The organism is Pseudomonas shiyinii (assembly GCF_056725765.1).
The window spans coordinates 1,644,416-1,661,784 of record NZ_CM161522.1; the positions used below are offsets into that span (position 1 = coordinate 1,644,416).

Sequence of the window (17,369 nt, forward strand, 5' to 3'; positions counted from 1 at the left end):
ATGGGCGGCAGCCGTCCCTCCGCGGGGAGCGGACGGCTGTGGGGTGGTACGGGAAAGGGTGTGGGTTAGAAGCGGTAGTTCACGCCGAGCGTGACCGTGCGCCCGGGCGCCGGCTGGCGTCCCCATGGGCTGGTGTCGATCCCACGGAAGTAGTACTGGCGGTCGAACAGGTTGCTGATGCCAGCCGAGGCGGTCAGCACGCTTTGGTTGGGCAGCTTGAATTCACGTTCGATGGCGGTGTTCCATACCCAGTAGGCGGGCAGTCGGCCGACCGAGGCGTTGGCATTCTCGTCATGGCTGTTGGCTGCGTCGGTGAAGGCCTTGCTGACGTAGAGGCCATCGAGGCTGTAGGTCCAGGCCTCGGCGAAGCGATAGCGGCCGTCGAGGATGACCTGGTGCTTGGACGCGTAGGGCACGTCATTGCCGCTGTACTGGCCGCTACGCTGTTCGGCGTCGAGGAAAGCGTAGCCGGCATGCAGCTCCAGGCCACGGATGGCCTCCGGCGACCAGAAGACTTCGGTCTCGAAGCCCTGGTGGCGGGTGCTGCCCAGGTTCACGAAGCGGTCGGTGCTGGCGTTGTATTCGATCTGGTCATCGAAGTCGATTCGGTACAGGCCGAAGTCCACCCGCAGGTTTTCCCGTGGGGTATAGCGCACGCCGGTTTCGTAGTTCCAGGCGATTTCCGAGTCCACCGCGCCTTCCTTGACGATCTGCGTGACCTGTGGCGGGCGCAGGGAACGCTGGGCGTTGGCGTAGACGAACCATTCATCGGTGGCCTGGTAGCCGATGGTCAGGCCTGGCAGCCATTCCTTGGCCTTGTTGGTGCGCTTGAAGCCGGTGACCGCATCGGAGTAGTCCATGGTGGCATTCTCGTAACGCACGCCGGGGGTGATGGTCAGGCGGCGGTCGAGCAGGCTGATGGCGTTGCTCAGGTAGAAGGCCTTGGCGTCGTTGTCGAACTGCCAGTCGCGGAACACGCTGGTATTGCCGGTGGCCAGGCTCTGGCGGTCGACGCGGTAGTCGACGTCCTCGCTGACGTAGCGCGCACCCAGCAGCCAAGTCTGGCCCACGGTGTCGCCGTCGATGCTCATGCTCAGGCGTGGTTCGCTGCCCCACACCTTGAAATCACGTGGGCCGTCCTGCTTGGTGACTGCTTCGCCATCGGGGGTGAACGGCAGGCCGACGACAAAGTTGCGATAGCTGTTGTGGGCGAAGTTGGTCCAGCTGAACTCCACCGAATCGAACGGCCCCATGGCGCCCAGGTATTGGGTATAGGTACCCCAGACGCGGTCGGTGTCGCCTTCGAAGCGGTCCAGGGGGCGGGTGGACTGGCGTGGGTCGTCCTTGTAGTCCTTGACGCTGAGCGCGCCAGCCAGGTCCATGTCGGCGACATAGCGCTGGATGCCGAAGCTGAACTCGCGGTCGTCATCGATGTTCCACTGCCCGCGCAGGCGATAGTTCTGCACGTCGGTGTCGGAGTGTTCGCGGCCGTATTCACCGTTGATGGTGTTCAGGTCCAGCTGCAGCCCGAAGTTGTCGGTCAGGTAGCCGCCGGTGCCCAGGTAGCTGTCCCACAGCTGGCGCCCGCCCGGGGCGAAGGTGGTGCGCTCCTGCAGGGTGGTTTCCCACTTGCGCGGGATGGGCTTGCTGATGAAGTTGATCACCCCGCCGACGTTGTTGGGGCCGTACTGCACGGCCGCTCCACCGCGCACGATGTCGATTCGGTCCACCGTGGCCAGCGTCGCCGGGAACAGCGACATGCCGGTCTGGCCATAGGGGGCCAGCGCCAGCGGGATACCGTCGGACAGCGCCTGGATACGGCCGCTGCGGCTCTCGTACAGGCCTCGCACGGAAATCTGCGGCAGCGCGCCGGTACCGGTCTCGTCGAAGATCTTCACCCCCGGCACCCGCTGCAGGGCATCGTCCAGGCCGCGCACGCTGCCTTTCTTCAGGTCCTGCTCGTCGACGACGCTGCGGCTGCCGCTGTAGGTAAGCACTTCCGGTGCGCTGGCCTTGCCCAGGACATCGCCCTTGATGACCATCGGTTCGACGACGATCGGGTCGTCTTGCTCCGCGGCATGCGCGATACCGACTGCGAGCAGGCTGAGGGGGAGAGCGAGTAGATGGCTTGTTGTTTTCATTCGTACTGGCAACTGCTTATGGCTGGAAAGGATCAGGTGGTGGGTTGCAGCTCGGCCAGGCGCTTTTTCAAGGCGCCGTGCAGCAGGCCGCGGTCTTCGCCGGCCAGGTAGCTGCGGATGCCCAGGGCTTGCCAATGGCGATGCTGCTCCGGGGTGCGAGGGTTGGCGCAAAACGGGACGCCAGCTTGCTGGCAGGCACTGGCCATCTCCTGCAAGGCCTGCCAGACCTGCGGATGCAGGGGGTCGGGGCCCAGCTGCAGGTCCAGGGCGAGGTCCAGTGCGCCTTCCAGGACCATGCCGATGCCGGGCAGCTGGAGGATGTCGGGCAATGCGCGCAGACCAGCGGCGCTTTCGATCATCGGCACGATGGGGCAGGCCTGGTTGGCCTGCTCGATGTAGTGGGGCAGGGGCAGGCGGCCGAAGCCGGTCACCCGGCCACCGGTGATGCCGCGACGCCCCAGGGGCGGAAAGAATGCAGCCTCGACGGCGCGGGCGACCTCGGCCGCGCTTTCCACCCGGGGCAGCACCACCGCCTCGACACCGGCATCGAGGGCGCGACCGATCAGCTTGGCGTCGACCTCGGGAACGCGCAGCCAGGGCGATACCCCGGCAGACTCGCAGGCCCGCACGCAGTGCATCAGTTCGTCGCCGGCGCGCAGCAGGTGTTCCATGTCGAGGATGAGGAAGTGATAGCCGGCGAGGGCGATCATTTCGCACAGCCAGGGAGAGGGGACGGAATTGAGCAGGCCATAGGCGTTTTCGCCATTCCTTAGCCTTGCCAGTACGGGTGAGGGTCGAATCATCCTGAACGAACTCCCTGACGAATTTTTAGCGAATGATAACGACTCGCAAATAAATGTAAATTACATTTTTGTTATTTTTCTGAAATGAATGATGGCTAAAAGCCTTGTGGTACGGGGGTTCCAGGCGGTTTCGCGTGACGCCGGCAGGGAAGGTACAGGCGTAGGGGAATGCCTGTCAGTTAAGGCCCCATCGCCGGCAAGCCGGCTCCCACTGTCCTGCGCTGCTGTTGTAGACACTGCGGAACCTGTGGGAGCCGGCTTGCCGGCGATGGGCTGCGAAGCAGCCCCAAATGCAGCCGATAAGGCTTAACTGGCTGGCGGTAGGCGTAGGGCTATCCTTTCATTGACGTCAAGATCACGGCGAAAGGAGGGCGGATATGCACCTGTTCACAGGCGGTTGCCTTTGCGGCCAGGTTCGTTTCGAGGCTTCGGGGGAGCCTTACAGGGTAGGGATTTGTCATTGCCTCGATTGCCGCAAGCACCACGGGGCACTGTTTCACGCGTCGGCGATTTTTCCTGAAGAGGCGGTGAAGGTCGAAGGGCGGACGGGCGACTATGCCGGGCGGTTTTTCTGCCCGCGCTGCGGGTCGTCGGTGTTTTCGCGAAGCGGGGATGAGGTGGAGCTCCACCTGGGCGCGCTGGATGCGCCGGACCAGTTCACGCCGACCTATGAAAGCTGGACCGTTCGGCGTGAAAGTTGGTTGCCGGCGTTCCCGGTCGCCCGGCATTACGCGGGCGACCGGGAAGGGACGGGGCGCACCGAAAGCTGATCGAGTCGTGCGCATATGCCAAGGCATGCACGGGGCAATGTAGGAGCGGCCTTGTGCCGCGATCGGGCGCGCAGCGGCCGTAAAACCAGCCACCTCGTTGAATCAGTCATACCGAGATGGCCCCTCTACGGCCGCTGCGCGCCCGATCGCGGCACAAGGCCGCTCCTATAAGGGTGAAGGTGCGTTCTTCAGAGCCAGTAGGTCACCGCCCACCACCCCAGTCCGCCCATGACCACGGTATAGGGCAACGCCATCCACACCATGCGCCCATAGGACAACCGCACCAGCGGCGCGATCGCCGAGGTCAGCAGGAACAGGAACGCCGCCTGCCCGTTGGGCGTGGCCACGCTGGGCAGGTTGGTGCCGGTGTTGATCGCCACCGCCAGCGTCTCGAAATGCTCGCGGCTCATGGCGCCCTCGAGGAAGGCCTGCTTGACCTCGGTGATATAGATGGTGGCGACGAACACATTGTCGCTGATCGCCGACAGCAGGCCGTTGGCCAGGTACAGCATGCCTGGCTGCTGTTCGGCCGGCAGCGCCAGGACCCAGGCGATCAGCGGGCTGAACAACTGCTGTTGATGGATCACCGCCACCACGGCGAAGAACACCACCAGCAGTGCGGTGAACGGCATGGCGTCCTGGAAGGCGCGGCCCAGGCGGTGTTCATCGGTGATGCCGGTGAAGGCGGTGATCAGCACGATCACCAGCAGGCCGATCAGGCCCACTTCGGCGATGTGCAGGCCCAGGCAGACGATCAGGATCAGTGCGGCAATGCCCTGCACCAGCAGGGCCACGCGCTGGGCTTGGGTACGCGCGGCGTCGTCCTCGGCGGCGTAGCTGGCCAGCACCTGGCGCACACGTTCGGGCATCAGCGTACCGTAGCCGAACAGGCGCAGCTTTTCCAAAAGCACGCAGGTCACCAGGCCTGCGGCCAGCACCGGCATCGACACCGGCGCGACCTTGAAGAAGAAATCGCCGAAGTGCCAGCTCATTTCATGGCCGATCAGCAGGTTCTGCGGCTCGCCCACCAAGGTGCAGACGCCCCCCAAGGCCGTGCCCACGGCGCCATGCATCAACAGGCTGCGCAGGAAGGCGCGGAACTGGTCCAGGTCTTCGCGGTGCAGCTGGGCGACCTCATGGTCGCTGTCCAGCTGCGAATCCTCACGCGGGTTGGCCCCTGAGGCGACGCGGTGGTAGACCGCATAGAAACCAACCGCGGCGCTGATGATCACCGCCGTCACCGTCAGCGCATCGAGGAATGCCGAGAGAAAGGCCGACAGCACGCAGAACAGCAACGACAGGATCGCCTTGGAGCGCACGCCCAGGAGGATCTTGGAAAACAGGAACAGCAACAGCTCCTTCATGAAGTGGATGCCGGCCACCATGAACATCAGCAGCAGGATCACCGGGAAGTTGTGCAGCAATTCCTCATAGAGCGCTTCAGGCGTGGTCATCTTCAGCAACAGCGCTTCGACCAGCAGGAGGCCGCCCGGCATCAACGGGTAGCACTTGAGCGCCATCGCCAGGGTGAAGATGAATTCGATCACCAGCACCCAGCCGGTGACCACCGGGCCGAGGGTGGTCAGCAACAGAGGGTTGAGCACCAGGAACAGGCAGATGACCGCCTTGTACCAGAGCGGCGAGTGGCCCAGGAAACCGCGGGCGAAGGCGCCGGTCAGGGAACGGGACATGAATTTGTATCCTTATGATTCAGCAGTGGCGCAAGGTGCCCGATGCGCGCGTCGGGTGCAAGGCGTTCAGTCCCGCTTTTGGCACAAGCGCGGCCTTGTGGGTGCGTTATAGTCCGCTGCGTGAATATTTTTACGTAAGGAGTGCCACCTGTGACCGAGTATCGCGCATTCAAGGTTGAGCTGACCGAGAACATCGCCCATGTGCAGATCAACCGCCCGGAAAAGCTCAATGCGATGAATGCCGACTTCTGGCAGGAGATCCTCGACATCTTCCAGTGGGTCGACGACACCGACGCGGTGCGCGTGGTGGTGCTCAGCGCCGCCGGCAAGCATTTCTCCGCCGGTATCGACCTGGCCTTGCTGGCCCAGCTGGCCGGGCAGATGGGCAAGGATGTAGGCCGCAACGCACGCCTGCTGCGGCGTACCATCCTCGGCCTGCAGGCGTCGTTCAATGCCGTGGACAACTGCCGCAAGCCGGTGCTGGCGGCGGTCCAGGGTTATTGCCTGGGCGGGGCGATCGACCTGGTCTCTGCCTGCGACATGCGCTATTGCAGCGCAGATGCGCAGTTTTCGATCAAGGAGATCGACATGGGCATGGCGGCCGATGTCGGCACCTTGCAACGTTTGCCGCGTATCATCGGCGATGGCGTGATGCGCGAGATGGCCTATACCGGGCGCAACGTGGCGGCGGCCGAGGCCCAGCGGATCGGGCTGGTCAACCAGGTGTTCGACGACCAGGCGGCGCTGTTCGACGGAGTCTTTGCCTTGGCGGCGCAAATTGCGCAAAAATCGCCGATTGCCGTGGGCGGCACCAAGCAGATGCTCAACTACATGCGCGACCATCGCATCGACGATGGCCTGGAGTACATCGCCACCTGGAACGCCGCCATGTTGCAGTCCGAAGACCTGCGGGTCGCCATCGCGGCCCACATGAGCAAACAGAAACCGACGTTCGCCGACTGACCGGGCCGGGGGACGCGCTTCAAGGAACCCCCGAACATGTCAGCACGCTGGACTACCGCAGTACTCGACCCGCAGATCACCGGCGGCCTGGCCGTCGCCCGCGGCCCGGAAGGGTTCCTGGTGGATGACAACGGTGCGCTGTTCCCCCGCCAATGGCTCAAGGGCCAGGACCTGGACGTGCTGTGTGAGCACGGCATCGGCTACCTGGACGGCCAACCGGTGTTCCTGCTCGAGCTGCGTGCCACTGCCCAGGTGCCGGGCTGCACCTGGCGCGGCCTGCGCCAGTTCATGCTCGAAGGCGACATGCAGACCTATACGGTGCTGGGCTATGCCGCGCAGATCGGCACCTGGGCCCGCGAGCACCGTTTCTGCGGCAGCTGTGGCCAGCCCATGGCCCAGATTCGCTGGGAGCGGGCGATGTACTGCCAGCCGTGCGACTTGCGCAGCTACCCGCGCATCTCGCCGAGCATGATCGTGTTGATCACCCGCGGCGACGAGGTATTGCTGGCGCGCTCGCCGCGCTTCGTCACCGGCGTGTACAGCACCCTGGCCGGCTTCGCCGAGCCTGGGGAGTCGGCCGAGGACTGCCTGGTGCGCGAGGTGCGTGAGGAAGTGGCGGTGGAGGTCAGGAACATCCAGTACATCGGCAGCCAGTGCTGGCCGTTCCCCCATTCGATGATGCTGGGCTTTCACGCCGAGTACGCCGGCGGCGAGATCGTCATGCAGCCGGACGAGATCGAGGACGCCCAGTGGTTCAACGTGCACGACCTGCCGCCGCTACCGGCCGGGCGCTCCATCGCCCGCTACCTGATCGACCTGTATGTGGCCCGTCGCCTAGGCCTGCCCGAACCAGTGCTGCCACACTAGGCGCACGGTCAGGGCCAGCACCACGGCGATGAACACCGGGCGGATGAACTTGCTGCCGCCACTGATCGCCGTGCGGGCGCCGAAGAAGGCGCCGACCATCACCGACAGGCCCATGGCCAGGCCGACGATGTAGTCCACCTGCCCGGAAACGATGAACACCGTCAACGCAGCGATGTTGCTGACGAAGTTCATGCTGCGCGCCACACCGCTGGCACGGACCAGGTCGATGGGGTAGAGCAGCAAGGTGCTTACCGTCCAGAACGCCCCGGTGCCCGGGCCTGCCACGCCGTCATAGAAGCCCAGGCCGAAGCCCTGCGGGAACTGCCATGTCTTCTTGATCGGCACGTCGGCATCCAGCGGTGCCTTGGGCGTACCGCCGAACAGCAGGTAGACGCCGCAGGCGAAGACGATCACCGGCAGCATCTTGTTCAGCCAATCGGCGGGCATGAAGTGCGCGACCACGGCCCCGAGCAATGCGCCGACCAGGGTGCCCAGCAACGCCGGACGCCATTGCGCCGGGTGGAACAGCTTGCGGCGGTAGTAGGTGAAGCCGGCGGTGGCCGAGCCGAAGGTGGAACTGAGCTTGTTGGTGCCCAGCACCAGGTGCGGCGGCATGCCGGCGGTGAGCAGCGCCGGCGTGGTGAGCAGCCCGCCGCCACCGGCGATGGCGTCGATGAACCCGGCGACGAAGGCGACCAGGGCAAGGATCAGCAGGGTGAGCGGTTCTACGGTGAGTTCGAAGGGCATGGGGGGCTTTGGCAGGCTGGGGAGACGGCGAGGGCCGCGCTAGAGGGGGTACATGGTAATCCTCGGAGCAAAGCGGTACCAGTACCGACGCCATCGCGGGACAAGCCCGCTCCTACAAGGGGGCGGCAAAGGGCTGGGTGAATTCCCACAGGGTCTGTGCCGTATTTGTGGGAGCGGGCTTGCCCGCGATGGCGTCGGTAGGTCGATCAAAGGAACCAGCGGTACTCCCGCGCACTGACCTCATGCATGAACGCCAGATGGTCCTGGCGCTTGTTTTCGCAATAGACCATCACGAACTCTTCGCCCAACCCCTCGTTCACGGCCCGGTCGCTGCGCATCGCCGCCACGGCGCCGAGCATGTCCTTGGGGAAGTCGATGCCGCTGTCGCGGTCTTCGTTGAGCGGTGCGATCGGCTCTTGCGCGGCATCGAGCCCATGCTCCATGCCGCACAGGATCGCCGCCAGCACCAGGTACGGGTTGGCGTCGGCCCCCGCCAGGCGATGCTCGATGCGCAGGTTACGGGCATCGGACTCGGGGATGCGAATGCATGCATCGCGGTCCTCGAAGCCCCAGCTGGCGCGGCTGGCAGCATTGACCATAGCGCCATAGCGGCGAAACGCATTGTGGTTGGCGGCGAAGATCGGCATGCAGTGCGGCAGCAGCGCCAGGCAACCGGCCACGGCGTGGCGCAGCGGGCGCTGGCTGTCGGCGGCCAGCAGGTTGTTGCCGGCCTCGTCGTAGAGGCTCACATGCACATGCATGCCGCTGCCCGGCGCATGCAGGTAGGGCTTGCTCATGAATGAGGCGCGCAGGCCGTGCTTGAGGGCAACGCCTCGGGTGCTGCGGCAGAACATGGCCGCCCAGTCGGCTGCGCGCAGGCCATCGTCGCAATGGCCGAAGTTGATCTCGAACTGGCCAGGGCCGAGCTCGGCGGTGATGACGTTAGCGTCCACACCTTGGGCATTGGCCGTATCGACCATGTCCCGTAGCACGTCGGAGAACCGCGATAGGCGCTCGATGTGCATATTGGGCTGGTCGTCGGCATCGTCGCTGAACGGGTCGTGGGGGAACTGTGGCAGGCCTTCTTTGAGCGCACGGTCGAACAGGTAGAACTCCAGCTCGAAGGCCACCACCGGGCGGATGCCCCGACGCTGCAGGCGCTGTAGCACGCGGGCGAGCACTTCGCGGGGTTCGAACTCGATGGGCGTGGCGGTGCCGTCGGAGGTGATGAGCATCTGCCCCAGGGGCTCGCGCTCCCAACTCACGGGCTTGAGGGTGCCGGGCACCAGGCGACGCGGCGCGTCCGGGTCGCCGTCGGCGAAGCAGTAGTCGCCGATCGGGAACAGCCCGCCCTGCACGCCCAGCAGCACGCAGTTCTGGGGCAGCTTCAGGGGGCTGCCGGCGGCGACCTTCTCGAGCATGTCCACCGGGTAGCGTTTGCCATAAAAATGCCCGGGGATATCCAGGCTGATCAGGTCCACATGGCGTACATCGGGGTGTTGGGCGCGGAATGCGCGGACTTCATTGAGCAGGTCGGGAACGCTTTTTGTTGTCATTGTCATGCTGTGCTCTCAACGGAATACCCAGAGGACGCGGGTCGTCTGGTCGGTCAGGTTGGCGTAACGGAACTGGCTGTGCGGCGGCAGCTGGAAACTGTCGTTGGGGCCAAGGGTCACCGGCTCGTCACGGCCTTCCAGCCAGACAGTCAGTTGCCCTTCGAGCACGAACCCGCCCTGTTCGGAGCTGTCGTCCAGGTGCCCCTCGCCACTGCTGGCGCCGGGCGCCAGGTGGCTTTCGAGCATGGAGAAGCTGCCGGTGAGGGTGGGCGAGACCAGCACGTCGGTGACGCCCTCGGCGTAGTAGATGGTGCGCCGCTCGCCGGGACGGGTGACCCAGCCCAGCGCCCGGGGCTGGTTGGCCTGGTAGAAATAGGTGGTCGGGACGTGCAGGGCTTCGCTGATGGCGGTGAGGTCCGCCACGGTCGGCCGCGACAGGCCGCGTTCGACCTGGGACAAAAAGCCCAGCGAGCGGTTGACCCGGCTGGCCAGCTCGCCCAGGGTCAGGCCCCGGTGCTTGCGCAGGTCGCGGATCAGCAGGGCCAGGCCCTGGGCGTCTTCGTCGGTGCGCCGTGCGGCGTTGGCTTCAGACATGGTCACGCAACCTGTACCAGGCCTTGGCGGCGGCCTCCAAGGGCGCGGCCATCAGCTCCCCGCCGGGGAAGCGGCCGTTGTCGATGCCCTGGTACAGACCCAGCAGGTCGTCATCGCCGAGGATCGCATCGCTGACCGCTCGGGCCCCGGCCAGGGTCGGCAGCACGCCGTGGCCGGAGAAGCCTTGCAGCCAGTAGCGCTGGCCCTGGCGGCCGATGTCTGGGGTGCGCTGGATGCTGCAATCGATATGCCCGCCCCAGGCGTAGTCCAGGGCCACACCGGTGAGCTGGGGGAATACGCGTTCCAGGTACGGGCGGGTGGCGCTGGCGACATCCTTGGGGATACCACCCAGGTAGGTGCAGCCGCCGCCGAACAACAGCCGGTGGTCGGGGGTCAGGCGGAAATAGTCGGGCACGAACTGGTTGTCGATCACGCAGCTGTTGCGCGGCAGCAGCGACCGGGCGAAGTCCGGCTCCAAGGGCGCCGTGGCCACCTGGTAGGAGCCCACCGGCAGCAGGCGGCGCGAGAGGTTGCGGTCGAGGCGGTCGATATAGGCATTGCAGGCCAGCACCAACACCTGGCTGCGCACCTCGCCGTGGCCGGTGCGGGCGACGAACCCTGCGGCGCTTTCGTGGTAGTCGAGCACCTGGCTCTGCTCGAAGATCCTGCCGTCGGCGGCCTCGATGGCCGCGGCCAGACCCTGGGCCAACTTCAATGGATTGAGATGGGCGCCGTTGGGGTCGTACAGGGCGGCCTGGTAGCGCGGGCTGTCGATCCAGTCGGGCAGCTCGTCGCGGCGGATCAGGCGCAGGCAGTCGTAGCCCCATTTCTGTTCCGCCTCGCGCAGGGCTTCTTCGAGCAGCCTCACCCGGCGAGGCATCACGGCGGTCCACAGGCTGCCGACCCGGTAATCGATGTCGAAACCGTGGCGCCCGGGTAGGTCGCGCAGCTCTTCGGCGGCCCAGCACATGCTGTCCCAGAGCCGACGTGCCCGCTCCACGCCCAGGGCCTTTTCCAGGGGCGACATGTCGCACGACCAGCCCAGCAGGGCCTGGCCGCCGTTGCGCCCGGAGGCTGCCCAGGCCACCCGGCTGGCCTCCAGTACGGCCACACGCTTGCCGGCCAGGGCCAGGCGCAGGGCGGTATGCAAACCACTGAAGCCTGCGCCGACGATCAGGATGTCGACGTCCAGGACCCCATGTAGGGTAGGGCGCAAAGGAAGGGTGCCGGGGTAGGTCTGGGCGTAGTAGCTGGCAACGTGCTGCGCGGATTGCTTGAACATGCAGGCCTCGTGAAATTTGTTCTTATCTATTTCATGAAAAAATAGCAGATAAATTTCATGGCGCCAGCAGTGCGCGACCGAATGTCCTGGGTATTAGCTATCTATCCATTGCCAGGTGTTGCCAGTGGTTAGCCTGCGCTCTCCATTCTTAGCGGGAGATACACCCATGGCTACCACCGGACGCAGGAAGCCCACGGTCGATACGCTGGCCATTGCTCAGCGCTTGCAAGACCAGCAGATCGCCAAGCGATTGCCGCCCTGGGTCACCGACATCCATACCATGTTCTACCCGGTCTTCGTCGATGCACTGGTGACTGGCCTGGAATGTCGCCTGCGCCTGCAGACGCTATGGTCGAGGGTGGAAAAAATCGACGTGTTCGCCAAGCGCAAGCTGCAGGAGCGTATGCGTGAGCGCTATGGCGATACTGTCGACATCGACCAGTTGTATTTCCGCCAGCAATATCACTTCATTTCCCCTAGCACCGGTGTCTGGGCGGGGCGCTACCCGCTGCAGGACCGTGACGAGCTCGACATCCCCCTGATCACCGCTGCGCTGCACAATTTCCAGGAGAAGGAGACGCGGCCTGACGGGCAGCCCAAGCGCAACAAGCTGGTCGACGCACAGGGCAAGGAGGTGGACCGACCCAGTGCATTGGAGTTCGCCAAGTTGTGCCGCGAGCTCGACCACGGCCAGCAGTACCAGAACCATCTGAGTGCCATACTCGATGCGCCTGCTGGTGCAGGTGAACGGGACTTCAAGACTGCCTTGGCCGAGCTGCAGCGCTCATCGATGACGGTCGATGCATTCAAGGCCTACAGCGAAAAGATACTGTCCTGGCCTGAGCTGCAGGTGGTGATCCGCCTGCATGAAAGTGCAGAGCCCGGATCGTTGGACGGGTTGCCGGTGACTGCCAAGCAATTGCGTGCATTCGGATGCGACCTGCAACAGATCGTCGTGCTCGATGCCGTCAAGGGCGGCGTGGGGGGATATTCCAGCAAACGGGTGTTGGTCTACATCCCCGATGATCCGGTCGGCCCGTGGTGCGCGGCAGACAACCTCGATGCATTCGCCCGCAAGATCCTGGGCAAGCGTCTGCGAAACGCCGAGTATCGGCATTTCTTCAGCCGTTTCGTGCTCCATCGCGACCGGTCTTCTTTCTTCAGTAAAGTCAGCAAGCGTCTGGTAGACGTCGCGGACTGGGCCACCCGTGATCTGGACCAGCACATGAGCGCCTACCCGAAGCCGTTGTTCGAACACCTGGCAAAAGCGCGCATCGCCCAGATCAAGGAAGACGCGGCGAGCCTGGCAGCGCCTGTCGCCAGGATCGACCGTGCCAAGCAGGAGGCCTACCACGCCTGGCTCGAAACCGCAGGGTGGACGTTGTTGGGCATGGCAGGGCTGTTCGTGCCCGCCATTGGCACCGCGCTGCTCGCCGTGATGGCCTGGGAGCTTCTGGAGCAGGTGTTCCAGTCCGCCAAGGACTGGTACGAAGGGGACACCAAGGCAGCTCTCGAGCACATGACCAACGTGATAGAAGAGGTCGCGTTGCTTGGCGTATTGAGTGCAGGCGAGATCGCTCTGCGCTCGGCCTGGAACCGTGCAGAGGCGGTGGACCGGCTGGTGCCGACTTTGCTGGAAGACGGCAGCGAGAAGCTGTGGAACCAGGACCTGGCGCCGTTTCGCAGCGAGCCGCCGCCTGAGCAGGCGCTCGCGGACGAGCGTGGCATCCAGACGCTGGGCGAACAGCAGTGGATCGAGCTGGACGGTCATCACTACGAAGTTGCTCTGCACGACGAGGACACCTGGCATTTGCGTGCCCAGGACCGCGATTCACCGGTGGTGATGCGTAACGGTGCAGGCCAGTGGTACTTGCCAGACGAGCAGGCGAACCTGGTTGCCTACCGCAGTGCGCCCCCGCCCAGCGAGGCAGTGCCCGACGCGCAAGGCATCCATGGCCAGGGCGAGCTGCGCTGGATAAACATGCAAGGGCGTTTCTACCAGGTGTGGCAGGACACGGCCGGAACCTGGCGCTTGCGTGCCCGTGACCGTCATGCGCCGCAAGTGGTGCACAACGGGGCCGGGGCCTGGCGACTGTGGAGTGAACAGCCGGGCGAGTGGGACGACACCCACAGGATGTTCCGTCGCCTGGGCGGCCTGTTCCGGCTGCTCTCGACCGAGCAGATCGATCAGGTCATGGCCCTGCATGGGCTCGGTGCGGACGATCTGCGTGGGCTGCATGTCTATGGCCGGGCGCCGGACGGCGAGCTGGTCGATACGGTACAGCGTGTGGTGCTGGCCAACCGTGTCCGCGACCTGATGAACGGCTTGCGGCAAGGGCGGCCTGACCTCGACCAGGCCCTGCTGGCCCAGGCACGCGACTATGTGGCCGTCGACGTGGTGGATGACGAAGGCCTGGCCGATGCGCTATGGGCGCAGCGGCGGGGCTTTGTGCAGCACCTGTACGACGCGCTCAATCCGCTGGACGCCGAGATGCAGGTCTTGCGCCGGGACTTTGCCAGCCTCCATCGCCGGGCGGCGGAGCAGGTGCTGGAGACGGCAAGCGAAGAAGAGCGCCAACGCTTGATCGATACCGGACAGGTGCCGCAGCGCCTGGCCGAACTGGCCCGTGCGCGCAGTTTGCGTATCCGGGGCGCGCGGGCCTTGGAGGCACTGTGCTTCGACACCCCGCAAACCCTGGACCTGGCCAAGGTCGTACTCAGGCTGCTGGCGAACCTGCCGCACATGACGAACGGAGCACGTTGGGCGCTGTTCGACGGCGATGGGCTGGGGCCGTTGTTGATGACGTCAGGTGAGGGCCCGCTCTACCGCCTGGTTCACTTGGAGGGTCAGTTCCTGCTGACCGATGCACAGGGCCAGGCCTTTGGCGAGGCCGGCGAACTGTTCGAAGCCCTGGCCGGTGCCTTCGAAGAGACCGAACAGGCTGCCTTTGGCCGTGAACAGCCCTTTGCCCAGACATTGCGGGCTTGGCTGGTGAACAGGGTGGTCCTCAACCGTGAGGAGGTGGTCAGTGTGCTGGGCGGGCGCCAGCCTGCCGGTGCGTTTCTGGCGCCCCTACAACTGAGTGACGGGCGTATCGGCTACCCGCTCAGTGGCCGCAGGGGCCGGACAGAGGCTCGCACTCCCGGCGTGACCGAAGCACGCGTGCGATACCTGTACCCGGATTTCGATGACCAGGAGATCACGCAGTGGATCGGGCAGGTACGAGAGCAGGGGCGGGACGTAGAAGCCGTTCTGGATGATTTGGATGAGCAATATCGCGAATTGCGTCGAACGCTCAGGCGGTGGCACTGGTCAACTATCCGCCCAGCGGAGCGCAGGTGCCGGCGGATGGTGCGAGAGGGGTTGATCAATTGTTGGCGGCATCTGGTCCCGGAGGAGGCCAGGCAGGTGATTGACTCCGTCTATATGCTCTCCTATGGCGGCGAAGGCATGAGTGCCTTGAAAAGCCTGCCCAGCTTGCCGGAACGAATCCGGTTCCCGCATGTGCAAGTGCTGGCGTTGCGCAGTGTGCGCCTGGAGCAGGTGCCTGATGGGTTCCTGCAGGCCTTCCCAAACCTCAGAGGCCTGGAGATCACCAATTGCCGGCTGCGCGAGCTGCCGTTGCATCCCCTGTTCGTCAACCAGTTGCAGGTGCTGGACCTTTCGGGCAATCGCATCGTGCTCAATACGCTCCAGGCTGAGCGAATAGCCAGGTGCCGTGCATTGGTGTACCTGAATCTTTCGAATAACCCCTTGTATACGGCGCCATCCATTGCCGGCATGCCCGACCTCAATACACTGCTGTTGCGGGACACCCGGTTGCTGAGTGTGCCGCGGGGCGTGGTGCAGCACCCGCGCCTGAGCAACCTGGACATCAGGGGCAACGACTTGAGCGATGTTCCGGCTGATTTCACCCAATCGCCGGTGTGGCGCAACGGGCGGGTGCGTATCGAGCACGAAGGGATCGACACTGCAGAGCAGCAGCGCCGCTGGCATGAGCCAAACCATAGCCGTGTACTGCAGCGCCTGCGTTGGCAGGATTTCGTTGCCCCGGCTGAACGCGACGATATGGCCATGGATTGGTCCCAAGTGGAAACACTGACCGAGAGCCGGGATTTCTTTCGGCTGATCGCGCAATTGTCGACGTCCGAGGGTTTTGCCTGGGATGCCTCGGCCCGAGACCTGGCCAACCGGGTGAGCCGGATGCTCGCGGTGATGCGGGACAACCCCGACATCCGTCGGGAATTGTTCTCCAATGCCGTGGTGGAGAACTGCCAGGACAACGCCATGGTGTGTTTCCTCAATCTGGAAGTACGGGTACGTGTCTGGGAGGCACTGTCCAGTGACGTTGAGAGTGCCCAGGCGTTGCTGGCTCTGGCCGGGCAGCTCTGGCGCCTGGAGCAACTGGACCGGTTCGCTTACGAATTTGCACAAAATCTGCCCAACCGGGGCGAGGAGTCCATCGAGGTGGCCTTGGCATTTCGCCTGGAACTCAATGACCCACTGGACCTGAACCTGAACCAGGTGACCATGGATTACCGTCGCCTGGCCGATATCACCGACGATGATGTCGCGAATGCAACGTCGCACGTGCAAATCAACCAGCTGGAAAGCGCCCTGGTGGTCTGGATCGTCGAGCAGCCTTTCTGGAAGCGCTATCTCGATGAGCGCTACCCCGCGATGTTCGAAGTGCCGGATGCCCAGCATGCTGCGTTGGAGCGGTTGTTCGAGGCGCAGGCGCCACGTGAGGTGATCGATCGGATGCAGGAAGAGATCAACCGGCGTGAGCTGGAGGTGCGTATGGACCTGACGCGCAGGGCCCTGAGAAAACACGCACGTCACTGGAAAGTGCCCATCACGTTCGACCTGGAGCCCTGAGCGGCCTGGTCGCGCATGAGCAAGGTCGTACGGTGACGGGTCGAGGATACTGTGCTATATGTCCCGCTCCGATTGCCGTTGCGCAAACCTGCCCATGCGCCGCCTGCCTTCCCTGACTGCCCTGCGCACCTTCGAGTGCGCTGCCCGCCACGGCCATTTCGGCCGTGCCGCCGCCGAGCTGTGCGTGACCGACAGCGCCGTGAGCCACCAGATCCGCCAGTTGGAAGACCAGCTCGGCGTCGCGCTGTTCGAGCGGACAGGCCGGCAGGTGCGGCCCAGTGCCGAGGCCGAGCGTCTGTTGCATCACCTGCAGCAGGCCTTCGAACTCATCGGCAAGGCCTGTGACGAACTGCGCGACCCCGCATCCCAGGCGGTGCTAAGGGTCGCAGTGACGGCGGAGCTTGCGCAGAAATGGCTGGTGGCCAGGCTCGCCGACTTCAGCAGCCGCTACCCGCACATCACCCTTCATTTGCTCGAACAGCCCATCGATGCCGGCGCTCCGGCGGTGGATGTGGACATCGCCATCACCTATGGCACCAGTGCACTGGATGCCAGCACCCATTTCGTCCGCCCCTTGCCGTTGTTGCAATTCTTCCCGGTGTGCAGCCCCGGGCTGTTCAACCAGGGTGGGCTGAAGCGACCGCGCGACCTGGTGCGCCATTGCCTGCTGCATGATGACCAGGACGGGCGCACCTGGACCACGTGGCTGGCGACCCATGCCGAGGACGCCTTGCCCACCCGCCAGCTGTATTTCCCCCATGCGGCGCTTGCCCTGGAAGCCGCTGTGCTGGGGCAGGGGGTGGCGATGGGCGACAACCTGACCTGCCAGGCCGACCTGCAAAGTGGTCGTCTGGTGCGCCCGTTCAGCGCCAGCGTGACAGCCCAGGGCCAATACGCGCTGGTGTGCGAGCGCCTGCGCCTGGAGCGGGGCGCTGTGGCCCAATTCATCGAATGGTTCATCGAACAGATTGCCGAATCCTGAATTCAATTCACCTATCGTGAAATTTTCATCGTTGGAAGGGCGCGGCGGGCCGGCGTAGCGTGCAGTCATCACTCACCGATGACGAGGTTCGACC

At 64.6% G+C, this 17,369-nt stretch carries 12 protein-coding genes; 5 read left to right on the forward strand and 7 right to left on the reverse strand.

The window, feature by feature from the left end; all coding sequences use genetic code 11:
* Positions 1-65: 65 nt before the first annotated feature.
* Together ACXHGZ_RS07575 and ACXHGZ_RS07580 are read right to left on the reverse strand one after the other, a co-directional pair.
* Positions 66-2,141 carry a TonB-dependent receptor family protein gene (locus ACXHGZ_RS07575; protein WP_480463135.1) on the reverse strand — a complete coding sequence of 692 codons (2,076 nt, stop codon included), beginning with the start codon at positions 2,139-2,141 and terminating at the stop codon, positions 66-68.
* Positions 2,142-2,173: 32 nt separating this feature from the next.
* Positions 2,174-2,851 (reverse strand): HpcH/HpaI aldolase family protein, encoded by a 678-nt coding sequence (locus tag ACXHGZ_RS07580; protein WP_480463137.1) that lies wholly within the window; start codon positions 2,849-2,851, stop codon positions 2,174-2,176.
* Between the two features lie 470 nt (positions 2,852-3,321).
* Between ACXHGZ_RS07580 and ACXHGZ_RS07585 the strand changes: the two genes are divergently transcribed.
* Positions 3,322-3,714, forward strand: coding sequence for a GFA family protein (locus tag ACXHGZ_RS07585; protein WP_480463139.1), 393 nt, complete (start codon positions 3,322-3,324; stop codon positions 3,712-3,714).
* 188 nt (positions 3,715-3,902) lie between these two features.
* Here ACXHGZ_RS07585 and nhaB read toward each other — a convergent pair whose 3' ends face one another.
* Positions 3,903-5,405, reverse strand: coding sequence for a sodium/proton antiporter NhaB (gene nhaB, locus ACXHGZ_RS07590; protein WP_480463141.1), 1,503 nt, complete (start codon positions 5,403-5,405; stop codon positions 3,903-3,905).
* 150 nt (positions 5,406-5,555) lie between these two features.
* Here nhaB and ACXHGZ_RS07595 point away from each other — a divergent pair, with 150 nt between their 5' ends.
* On the forward strand, positions 5,556-6,368 hold the full coding sequence (locus ACXHGZ_RS07595) for a crotonase/enoyl-CoA hydratase family protein (protein WP_480463143.1): 813 nt from the start codon (positions 5,556-5,558) through the stop codon (positions 6,366-6,368).
* A gap of 36 nt (positions 6,369-6,404) precedes the next feature.
* Positions 6,405-7,235 carry an NAD(+) diphosphatase gene (nudC, locus tag ACXHGZ_RS07600; RefSeq protein ID WP_480463146.1) on the forward strand — a complete coding sequence of 277 codons (831 nt, stop codon included), beginning with the start codon at positions 6,405-6,407 and terminating at the stop codon, positions 7,233-7,235.
* Here nudC and ACXHGZ_RS07605 read toward each other — a convergent pair.
* From ACXHGZ_RS07605 to ACXHGZ_RS07620, 4 genes are all read right to left on the reverse strand, one after another.
* Positions 7,203-7,982, reverse strand: a complete 780-nt coding sequence (locus tag ACXHGZ_RS07605) for a TSUP family transporter (RefSeq protein ID WP_480463148.1) — start codon at positions 7,980-7,982, stop codon at positions 7,203-7,205. The genes nudC and ACXHGZ_RS07605 overlap by 33 nt on opposite strands.
* Positions 7,983-8,188: 206 nt before the next feature.
* On the reverse strand, positions 8,189-9,544 hold the full coding sequence (locus ACXHGZ_RS07610; RefSeq protein ID WP_480463149.1) for a glutamine synthetase family protein: 1,356 nt from the start codon (positions 9,542-9,544) through the stop codon (positions 8,189-8,191).
* Positions 9,545-9,553: 9 nt separating this feature from the next.
* The gene (locus tag ACXHGZ_RS07615; protein WP_480463151.1) at positions 9,554-10,132 is read right to left on the reverse strand and encodes a helix-turn-helix domain-containing protein; all 579 of its coding nucleotides are present in this window, start codon (positions 10,130-10,132) and stop codon (positions 9,554-9,556) included.
* Entirely contained in the window at positions 10,125-11,414 is a 1,290-nt protein-coding gene (locus tag ACXHGZ_RS07620) for an NAD(P)/FAD-dependent oxidoreductase (protein WP_480463152.1), read from the reverse strand. Before ACXHGZ_RS07620 ends, ACXHGZ_RS07615 begins: the two co-directional genes overlap by 8 nt.
* 166 nt (positions 11,415-11,580) lie before the next feature.
* Between ACXHGZ_RS07620 and ACXHGZ_RS07625 the strand changes: the two genes are divergently transcribed.
* Both ACXHGZ_RS07625 and ACXHGZ_RS07630 read left to right on the forward strand, forming a co-directional pair.
* Complete coding sequence (locus tag ACXHGZ_RS07625) at positions 11,581-16,293, forward strand: NEL-type E3 ubiquitin ligase domain-containing protein (protein ID WP_480463153.1); 4,713 nt, start codon at positions 11,581-11,583, stop codon at positions 16,291-16,293.
* Positions 16,294-16,387: 94 nt separating this feature from the next.
* A complete protein-coding gene (locus tag ACXHGZ_RS07630) occupies positions 16,388-17,275 on the forward strand; it encodes a LysR substrate-binding domain-containing protein (RefSeq protein WP_084855793.1) in 888 nt (295 codons plus the stop codon).
* Positions 17,276-17,369: the final 94 nt, after the last annotated feature.